5 protein-coding genes are annotated in these 7,630 nt (G+C 71.6%); 4 read left to right on the forward strand and 1 reads right to left on the reverse strand.

Annotation, left to right across the window (positions count from 1 at the left end):
* Both ABT160_RS34715 and ABT160_RS34720 read left to right on the forward strand, forming a co-directional pair.
* Window positions 1-1,716: a thiopeptide-type bacteriocin biosynthesis protein gene (locus tag ABT160_RS34715; RefSeq protein WP_351651949.1), complete on the forward strand. Its 1,716-nt coding sequence runs from the start codon at window positions 1-3 to the stop codon at window positions 1,714-1,716.
* A 133-nt stretch (window positions 1,717-1,849) separates the two neighbouring features.
* Window positions 1,850-2,308, forward strand: a complete 459-nt coding sequence (locus tag ABT160_RS34720) for a hypothetical protein (protein WP_351651950.1) — start codon at window positions 1,850-1,852, stop codon at window positions 2,306-2,308.
* A gap of 74 nt (window positions 2,309-2,382) precedes the next feature.
* On the opposite strand, the gene ABT160_RS34725 is transcribed toward ABT160_RS34720, so the two are convergent.
* On the reverse strand, window positions 2,383-4,134 hold the full coding sequence (locus ABT160_RS34725; protein WP_351651951.1) for a glycosyl hydrolase family 18 protein: 1,752 nt from the start codon (window positions 4,132-4,134) through the stop codon (window positions 2,383-2,385).
* A gap of 730 nt (window positions 4,135-4,864) precedes the next feature.
* Between ABT160_RS34725 and ABT160_RS34730 the strand changes: the two genes are divergently transcribed.
* Both ABT160_RS34730 and ABT160_RS34735 read left to right on the forward strand, forming a co-directional pair.
* Window positions 4,865-6,514 carry a recombinase family protein gene (locus tag ABT160_RS34730; protein WP_351651952.1) on the forward strand — a complete coding sequence of 550 codons (1,650 nt, stop codon included), beginning with the start codon at window positions 4,865-4,867 and terminating at the stop codon, window positions 6,512-6,514.
* 797 nt (window positions 6,515-7,311) lie between these two features.
* Window positions 7,312-7,630, forward strand: a 319-nt coding sequence (locus ABT160_RS34735) for a transposase domain-containing protein (protein WP_351651953.1), incomplete at its 3' end; no start/stop codon positions are given.

The following is a 7,630-nucleotide window of genomic DNA, read 5'->3' on the forward strand; positions in this document are numbered from 1 at the left end:
ATGACCATCCAGCAGGAAGCAACCGCGACATCGATCGGCACCGGGCCGGACGCCCAGGGCTGGCGCAGCCTGCACCTGGCCCTGCACACGGACGGACCGACCGCGGACGCCTTCGTCAGCACGGCGCTCGCACCACTGATGGAGCGGCACTGCGAGGCGCGGGGCGGCGACTGGTTCTTCATCCGGTACGGGGAGGGCGGGCCGCACCTGCGGATCCGGTTCCGCGGCGTGGCGGAGGAGCGGCTGGCGGCTGAACTATCATCCCTCGCCCGGGAGTTACCGCCCTCTGGTGCGCAGTCGTGGCCGGTCCGGCACGGTGAGGTGCGGGCGGTGGCGTACGAGCCGGAGACCGCGCGGTACGGCGGGCCCGGGGCGCTCCCAGTGGCCGAGGAGGTGTTCGTCCAATCGACCCGTACCGCCGTCGCGGCGCTGCGGGCGGTGCCCGGGCGCGCCGGACGCCTGCAACTGGGATTGGACCTGGCGCACGCCACGGCCTGCGCGCTCGGTCTGGACGAGGCGGCGGCCGCGGGGTGGCTGCGCAGGCACGCGGCGTCGTGGCGCTGGATCACCGAGGTGGCGCCACTGCCCGGGACCGCCGTGCACACGGGGGTCAACACGGTGTTCGCCGCCCAGCGCGCGGGGCTCGCCCGACGGGCCCGTGCGGTGCGGGCCGGCCTCGCGGACGACAGCGCGGCACCCTGGCTCCTCGACTGGGCCCGGCGGGTGCGGGAGGCCGACGCGGTGCTGCGGGAGGTGCTTCCCGTGGGGAACGGTCTGGTGCGCCACGACCGGCGCCTGTGGGTGTGGGCCTCCCAACTGCACATGTTGTTCAACCGGTTGGGCGTCACGCCGGACGAGGAGCGGGCGGTGTGCCGGCTGGCGGGCAGGACGCTCCTGGAACCGGACCCTTCGGCCGGGGGCGGCTCCGGCTTCTTCGGCGAGGACGCGCGGGCGGCCGACCTCCAGTACCTGGAGCAGAGCAAGTTCCAGCTGGGGCGGCGCCAGGACACGGCGGTACGGGACGTCGAGCTGCCGCCGTCGCCATATCGGCGGGACGCCGAACAGCCCCTGGAGGTAGTGGACTTGCCACCAGTGACCCTGGCGGAGGCGCTGCACCGGCGCGTCTCGGTGCGGGGCGCGCTGACCGGGCCCCTCACGGCCGGGGAGCTGGGCGGGGTGCTGTGGCACGCGTACGCGCCGAGCCACACCAGCCGCCAGGTGCTACCGGACGGCGGCGAAGTGACGCTGACGCACCGGCCGTACCCGAGCGCGGGCGCCCTCTACAGCGTCCGGGTGCGACTGCTGGCCCTCAACGTGGCGGGGCTGGCTCAGGGGACGTACCACTGCGTGCCCGAGCGCAGGGCGCTGGTGCGGATCGGGGACGCGCCCGGGGTGGACGCGGTCAAGGCGCTGTCCTCGTACCTGTCGCTCCCGGCGGACGCGCCGGAGGGCGTGGGGATCGACGAGGTACCGGCGCTGCTCGCCGTCTACCTGGACCTGGGCCTGCTGCGGCGCCGATACGGCCTGCGGGCGCTGCGCCTCGGCCTGCTGGAGGCCGGGCACCTGACGCAGACCCTGGAGCTGACGGCGGGGGCGTTCGGCCTGTCGACCCTGCCCCTGGGCGGCCTCAACGACGACCTGGCCCACGAACTGCTCGGCCTGGACGACCTGGAGGAGCCGGTGCAGTACCTGCTGCCGCTGGGGAGGGGGCGGTAGCGGCGCGGGACCGTCCGGCCAGGCCCGGGGAAGCCCCCGGCCTGGCGCCCGAAGTGACGCTCCCTCACCACGCCAGACCCACATGGCCCCCTCCAAGTGGCCGACCCCGTGCGGCTGGCCAAGCGTGAGGCGCATGAACACTCGCATCATGCGCGCCGCGGTCTCCGCCGCCGCCCTGTCCGCCGTCCTGTTCGCGCCCGCCGTCGCCCACGCGGCCGACGCGCCCGTCAAGCCGTCCCCCTGCTGCACCCAGCAGACCGAGCGCCTGCTCAAGGCGGAGTCCGCCGCGGAGCGGCTCAAGAGCGTCAACGAGGACGCCGCCGTGAAGGCGGCCGTGAAGAAGAGCAACCAGGCCGACGGCGACTGGCAGGACGCCCGGCTCGCCGTCGAGGTGGCCCTGGACAACGGAGTCGGTGGTTCCGAGCTCGCCGCGCTGAAGGCCCAGGAGAAGCGGGCGGGCGACGCGCTGGACAAGGCGTACGCCGAGGAGCGCGCCGCGCGGGAGAAGGCGGCCAAGCCGCACGCCGCGGCGAAGAAGGAGCGCGACAACGCCGAGCGCGCCCTGAAGGCGTGCCTCAAGCGCCACCGCTGAGTCCGGGCCGTACACGGGTGGGCCCCGCCCCCGGGAAGGAAGGGGCGGGGCCACCGGTCGGTGCCCGTGGCGGGTCAGTTCAGGGTGAGGTCGTCGCCGTAGACGGCGGCCTGCCCGTACCAGCCGTGCAGGTACACGGTGACGCTGCCGGAGGCGCCCGTGGTGAACGGGACCGTCAGCTTGGTCCAGCCGGTCGCGGAGGTCCAGGTGCTGGCGCTGGCGCCGCCGCGCACGCCGAGGTAGGCGTACGGGCCCTGCACCCAACCGCTGAGCGTGTAGGCGGTGTTGGGCTTGAGCGTGACCGCCTGGGCGCACTCCCCCGCGTCCGACGCCGTGGGCGCGGTCTTGAGGGCGTGGGTGCCGCCGTGGGCGGGTGTGGCGACGACGGCCGCGCCCGGTGCGCAGGCCCAGGGGGTCAGCGAGCCGGACTCGAAGTCGCCGTTGGCGAGGGTGGTGGTGCCGCCGGTGCCGGTGACCGTCAGGGCGTAGGTGGCGGTGCGGGTCAGGGTGCCCGCCTTGCCGGTGACCGTGAGGGGGTAACTGCCGGGGGCGGTGGTGGCGGCGACGTCCACCTTGAGCTGGGCGGTGGCGCCGGCCTGGACGGACGCGGGGGTGACGGTGGCGGTCACGCCGGCCGGTGCGCCGGTGACCGACAGGGCGACGGTCTGGGCGGTGCCGCTGGTGACCTTGGTGGCGACGTTCGCGGTGAGGGAGGCGCCGGGGGCCGTGGAGCCCGCGGCCGGGCTGAGGGCGACGCTGTAGTCGTCGGTGGGCGGCGGGGTGGTGCCGGACGAGAACGGTGCGAAGGTGTGCGTGAAGTACCAGGTGTCCTGGGCGATCCCGGAGCAGGAGTCGGAGCCGCCGGTGCCGGGGCAGCCGCCGTTGTCGCGCTGGAGGGCCCAGAAGGACAGGGTGTTCAGGCCCTTGGAGACGGCCCAGTCGTAGACCGCGGGGGCGTCGGCCGTGGTGAACGTCTCGGCCGGTCCGTAGTCGTCGATGCCGGGCATCTCGGTGACGCCGACCATGCCCCACAGCTCGGCGTCCGTCTTGGTCGGGTACAGGCCCGCGAGCTGGTCGTGCAGACCGGTGGCGGCGGTCTTGGTGTCGTTGGCCATGTTGTGCGTGGCGCCGTCGTAGTAGTCGAACGTCATGATGTTGACGACGTCGACGCGGGCGCCCGCGGTCTTGGCGCTGCGCAGCACGGCGAGGCCGCTGCTGGCCAGGCCGCTGGTGGTGGTCGGCAGGGTGTACGAGAACTGCACCGAGCGGCCGTTGGCGGCGGCCCAGTCCTGGACCTTCTTGATGGCCTGGTTGCGGCGGTCGATGCCCGCCTTGTTGGTGAGGGAGTTGTCCTCGATGTCGAGGTCGATGCGGGGGACGTCGTAGGTGGTGATGACCTTCTCGAAGCCCGCCGCGATGGCGTCGACGTCGGTGCAGCTGTCGGCGAGTTCGGTGCCGCCGTTGTCGGCCGCGTAACCGCCGAAGGAGGGGATGACGTCCCCACCACGCGACCGGATGGTGGTGAAGTCGGCGCCGAACACACCGGAGCTGACGGGCTGTGAGGTGCTGCCGTTCCAGTAGGGGGTGCAGGACCCCTTCTTCTCGGTCTGCAGGAACGCCATGGTGAGGTACTTCGCGCCGGAGGCCTGGGCGAGTGCCGCGGGGCTGTCGTTGTTGTAGGCCTCGAAGTACGGGGCGAAGACGTGCGGCGGCAGCGGGGTGGCGGCGGCCTGGGCGGTGCCACCGCCGACGAGCGCGAGGCCCGCGGTGGCGACGACGGTGGTGACCGCGCCGAGCAGTGCGCTCAGCGGTCTGAAGCGAGGCATGACGGCTCCGTGGTGGAAGGTGTACGGATCGCGCGGGCCCGCACCCCGGCGGGTGCGGCCGAGGGGCAGCACCATGATTGGTCTGGACCAAAGGAGCGTCAAGGGAGGGGAGTTGGGCTTTGCCAGCCCCTTACGCGCCCATCGCCCGCACCTGACCGTCCGGGACGCCCGCCGACCGCGGTCAGGTGGCTGAATCCGGGGCGCGTACGGGAACGGGTGGGGGCGCTTCCTGGGGCTCCTTGTCCACGACCTCGAACACGGCGAGCTTTTCGGCCACTTGGGGAAGCGGGGCCTGTGGGCGGTGCCCACGCGGCCCCAGCCTCGCCACAGCCGGGCACCCCCAGCCCCTCCGGAGCCGGTTCACCCCTGTTACCGGCCCCTCCGGTGCCGGTTCACCCCGTCTTTCCAGCCCCTCCGGCGTTTAAGGAGCGGGGGTCTGGGGGCTGGCCCCCAGAACTGCGCCCTCAACCGCCGGAGGCTTTCGGGAAGGGGCGGGGTGGGGTACGCGCCTTGGGCCTCGCCCACGAGAACCCGAGCGCACCCGGGGTGCGGGCCCGGGAAGTCCCCTACCCCACCCCTTCCCGAAGTTCCAGACTGACAAGTCAGGAGCGCTCGGGCCATGGTCGCATCGTCGCAGGTCAACGTGGTAAAGAACTCTCCGTTCCCCCTTACCGGTATGGGAGGAGACCTTTCAACCGCACTGACCACGACCGTTACGACCCTCCGCGGGGTGGACTGTCTGCGCCTGTCCGTCCGCACTGACGAGACGACCAGCCCCGAGCGGCAGCGCGAGGCGAACGCGCGCGTCTCGGCAGCCCTCGGGATCAGCTTCGGCGAGGGCGAGCAGTACCGCGAAGCGGTGGACCTCGGGGTGTCGGCATCCAAGATCGGACCGTTCGACCGCCCGCAGCTCGGCGCGTGGCTCGCCCGTCCCGACGAGTTCGATGCGCTCGTATGGTGGCGGTTCGACCGTGCCATCCGGTCCATGAGCGACATGCACGAGCTTGCGAAGTGGGCCCGCGAGCACCGGAAGATGCTGATCTTCGCCGAGGGCATCGGCGGGGGCGGCATGCTCGTGTTCGACTTCCGCAACCCCATGGACCCCATGAGCGAACTCATGATGATGATGTTCGCGTTCGCCGCTCAGGTGGAGTCCCAGAGCATTACGGACCGAGTGACCGGCGCTCAGGCTGCCATGCGCAAGATGCCGCTTCGGTGGCGCGGGGGCGGTAAGCCCGCATACGGCTACCTGCCCGCCCCCATGCCGCGGGAACTCGGCGGAGCCGGCTGGACGCTCGTCCCCGACCCCGTGGCCGTGGGAGTCATCAAGCGGATACTCGCCGCTCTGGTCGCCGGTCTGTCCCCGCTGACGATCGCCCGGCAGCTCAACACGGACGGAGTGCCGTCCCCGTCGGCGCACTGGGCACAGCACAAGGCCCGACAGAAGGGCGAGGAGTACACCGCGCACACCACGGCCAAGCGTGCCCGCCCCGCACAGTGGCGGGACAAGACCGTCATCCGACTGCTGACCAGCCCCGCACCGCTCGGCTGGAAGCAGCACCAAGGCAAGCCCGTCCGCGACGACCAGGGCGCCCCCGTCCTCGCCGCAGCAACCCCGATCCTGACCCGCGAGGAGTTCGACCAGGCCGCCGTTCTGCTCACCCCCAAGCTCGTCGCCGCACGGCCCCCGGAGCGTCCCGACTCGGGTGCGCTGCTGCTGCGCGTCGCCCACTGCGCGGGCTGCAAGTCCCGCATGTACCTGAACAAGGGCTACTACGTCTGCTCGTCCTACAAGTACGGGCACACCTGCCCCGCGGCAAGCAGCGTCCGCGCCGACTGGATAGACCAGCACATCACCGCGGAGGTACTGCGCATGGCGGGGCCGGTCGAGATCACGCGCGTCACGGAGATTCCCGGGTACGACCCCGCACCGGAGATCGCGGCGACCGTGGCAGAAATGGAGGAGCACGACGAGCAGCGAGGGCGCCGAAAGTCCGCGGCGGGCATGGCCGCATGGCAGCGCCGCGCGGACGCGCTCGAAGCACGCTTGGCCGAACTGGAGACACGGGAGAAGACCGAGCCGCGCCGCGAGGCGGTGTCCACGGGCCGCACCTACGCCGACGACTGGAACGCAGCCGACACCATCGGCAGGCGCACGATGCTGGTGGACATGGGCGCCCGACTCGAAGTGCGACGGGCCACCACCCGCGGCAGGCAACGCGCGCTCGACCTGTCGCGAGTCGCGTTCTCCATCACGGGAGACCTTGACCCCGCCATCGAGGAAGCCGTGACGGTCGCCGACGACGTTGCGGACGAGTCCCGGCCCACAGTGCTGCCCACCATCGGAGCAAAGGCACACCGCACCCTGATAGCCGCTTAGCACACCGCCACCGTCCCCGGGCGCTCTTTGGCTCCCGGGGTATTCGGCGTGTTCCCCGGCGGATACGCTCGCCCTATCCCGCGCCGACCAGGAGTGTGCGGAACAGGGGCGGCGCATCCAGGACCAGTCCGAGAATGCAGTACACCCGCCCCGACCAGCCCCGGCAGCCCCCACGACCGCCGGGGCCTACTCATGTCCGCGGCAGCGTCTCCACAGCTTCGACGACCGACAGCAGGGCGAGGCGGTGTCAGAGTGACGGTTCCAACCCACTTTTTAGAACACGTAGAAAAAATATAGAAGAAGAGAGAACGGGTCACCGTTCGGCACTCTGTCACACCGCCCGGGAATCCTCTGCACCCCCTAGTGATCGAGGGAGGACAGCAGCCAACCGGCGCCAAGCCACCTGGAATTGTCTGCTCCCCCTTACTAGTGAGAGCGGGACTACCGCGCACCCACCCAACGGGGGAAACCGGCGGACCGAGTGCCCGCGCTCTCAGCAGCGTTGCCCGTGCACCACGCACCCCGCGTTACCGGGATGGCCGCAGGGGTCGTGAGGCAACGCGCGGGGACCACACCGCCCATGAGTAACCGCACTCTCCGGAGCGCGCCGAAAGGGGTCGCAAGCGCGTGTGGTCCCCACGGTGTCCGGACCGGCCCCGAGCTGGCGAGGACGAGCAGCCCGCCTAGCCCAACGGCAGAGGCACGCGGCTTAGGGCCAATACCGGTGACTTTAGGTGGTGTTGGTCGTTGGGTGTGGTGTGCCGAGGCCTGGACAGGTGAAGTCGTCGGGTGGCCGGTTGTCGGACCGGATCGCTCTGGATGTGCTGACGCGGGTGTTCCCGCCTGAGCTGGTGGATGAGGTGGTGGAGGAGTGCGGGGTCAGGGAACAGCGCTCGAGGCTGTTACCGGCCCGGGTGGTGGTGTATTTCGTGCTGGCGATGTGCTTGTTCTCCGGCCAGGGCTATGAAGAAGTGGCCCGGCTGCTGACGCAGGGCCTGGATCGGGTCAGCCGGTGGGAGAGGCCGTGGCAGGTCCCTACCACCGCGGCGATCGGCCGTGCTCGTCGGCGTGTGGGGCCGCAGCCGCTGAAAACGCTCTTCGAGCGGGTCTGCCGTC

This window comes from Streptomyces sp. NPDC001941, assembly GCF_040296945.1.
Classification (GTDB): Bacteria; Actinomycetota; Actinomycetes; order Streptomycetales; family Streptomycetaceae; genus Streptomyces.

Bases quoted from the DNA above. Each gene is read 5' to 3' on its own strand.
- ABT160_RS34715 (WP_351651949.1), top strand. From the start codon at position 1: ATGACCATCCAGCAGGAAGCAACCGCGACATCGATCGGCACCGGGCCG.
- ABT160_RS34720 (WP_351651950.1), top strand. From the start codon at position 1,850: ATGAACACTCGCATCATGCGCGCCGCGGTCTCCGCCGCCGCCCTGTCC.
- ABT160_RS34725 (WP_351651951.1), bottom strand. From the start codon at position 4,134: ATGCCTCGCTTCAGACCGCTGAGCGCACTGCTCGGCGCGGTCACCACC.